Source organism: Arthrobacter sp. 260 (assembly GCF_013116745.1).
Classification (GTDB): Bacteria; Actinomycetota; Actinomycetes; order Actinomycetales; family Micrococcaceae; genus Arthrobacter_D.
Genome location: NZ_JABFOE010000029.1, coordinates 1 through 1,726, shown reverse-complemented (window position 1 = coordinate 1,726; position 1,726 = coordinate 1). Strand labels below are relative to the sequence as shown.

1 protein-coding gene is annotated in these 1,726 nt (G+C 64.0%); it reads right to left on the bottom strand.

Annotation, left to right across the window (positions count from 1 at the left end; all coding sequences use genetic code 11):
* Nucleotides 1-171: 171 nt before the first annotated feature.
* Nucleotides 172-1,602 (bottom strand): IS1380 family transposase, encoded by a 1,431-nt coding sequence (locus HMI57_RS18245; RefSeq protein WP_171587416.1) that lies wholly within the window; start codon nt 1,600-1,602, stop codon nt 172-174.
* Nucleotides 1,603-1,726: the final 124 nt, after the last annotated feature.

Here is a 1,726-nt window from a genome sequence, read left to right as displayed (position 1 = left end):
TTAGCCCCGATTTTTCACGGTGGCCGGTGAGGGCCGCTGGTTCGTGCCGGCGGATGGATCGGTGGTTGTTTCTGTTTCCGGGCAGCGTGGTGTGGCCTGTTGTATCGCCTGGTGTGGCGCCGGTTCCACTTCCGGTGGTGGTTTTGTCGTCGGGACGGGACGGGAGCACGCTCAGTCTGGAGCAGCTGGCGGGGCGTGTTTCAGGCGCCCGATGTTCATCAGGAGCAGCTTCAGGAGATCCTTTTCCGGCGCTGTTTCCGGTAGGAGGAGTTGGTTGCGGCGGGCGCGGGTGATGATTTTCCCGGCGGTCGCGAAGAGCCGGTAGCGCCAGCGTTTGATGTCCCAGGCTTTGGCGTGGTGACTGCCTGGTAGGGCGGTGAGCTGGATCCAGGAGATCAGGTTGAAAGCCAGTGTGGCGATGTTTGCCCAGGCCTGGTTCGCGGCGAAGTCGTAGAACGGCAGCTTGCCCAGGCCGGTGTTTTTCAGGGTCTTGATCCGGTTCTCGCACCGGCCGCGGGCGCGGTGCCGGGCGTCGAGGAAGGGTCCGTGCCAGCGCGGTGAGTTGGTCAGGAACGCGGTGATCCGGTGCCCATCTGTATCGAGGAGGCTCGGCTGCGCTCCGGGGTGCAGCGGCTCGGCGCGCAGGAACAGCTTGGTGCCCGGAGGGTAGTCGGTGAGCCCGATGACGTCCGTGGCGTTGATGACCCACGCATCGGTGCGGTCGTTTCCGGTCTGGTCCAGGGCCGGCTGCCAGTGCTGTTTGTCGCTGATCCAGTCGATCATGTGCGCCTTGCCGAACGGCAGGGTATAGCTGGTGGAGAACTGCACGCCGAGGTTGTGCAGGTGCCAGAGGAACTTCCGGGAGGCACCGGCACTGTCGGTGCGGACCAGCACCTTCTGCCCGGTCAGGGTCCCGGTTCCGTCGTAGAACCCGTCGGGCAGCTGGGCTACGGCGGTGTGGAAGACCCGGATGTGGTCCTCGGCGCTGTTCGCTCCGGCGTTGCCGGGCCGCAGCACCGCGGCCAGGATTTCCCCGGAACCCTTACCGGTGCCGTAATCGACGCTGGCGATGAAGGGGGCGAACCCGTAGCCGCGTTTGTAGGTGCCGGCGACGTTTTCCTTGTCCGAGTGCGAAGTCACCAAGGTGGCGTCGATGTCGATGATGAGCGGGTCCGTGGCGGTCGCGGTCAGGGCCGGGTTCCGGTTCCCGGCGGCATTCCAGGCCCGGGTGCGCAGTTCCCTGGTCAGGGTTTCGAATCCGTAGCTGAACAGCTCGGGGTTGACCACGGTGCGTTCGAAGAATCGGGAGACGGTCGCGTTTGAGGGCAGCTGACCAAAAACCTTGGGAGAGGTACGAAGGATGTCCAGGTCGGAGGCGTGCTCGCCTCCGGCGGCGAGCATCGCGGCCAGTGAACCGACCAGCCGGCCGGGTCGGTGTCGTGCGCCGGAGGGAACGAACTGGCCGAGTCTGTCCTCGCACAGTCTGCCGAAACCCAGTGCGTCCATGAAACCGGTCAGGACGCTGACTCCGGCGTGGGAGATCAGCGACTGGCCACTGAAAATAACGGGAACCGCCGGGAAAACAGGGGTAGAGTGGTGCATCGAAAAGGTGCTCCTTCACGACCGGGATAAATTGGCTTAGACACCACTATTTTCCCTTGTCGGAGCACCTTTTCGCCTTTTAAACACGCCCATCAACGGCCACCCGATGAAACCATAGGGTTAG

Excerpts from the sequence above, each read along its gene's own strand:
- HMI57_RS18245 (WP_171587416.1), bottom strand. The coding sequence starts at position 1,602 with ATGCACCACTCTACCCCTGTTTTCCCGGCGGTTCCCGTTATTTTCAGT.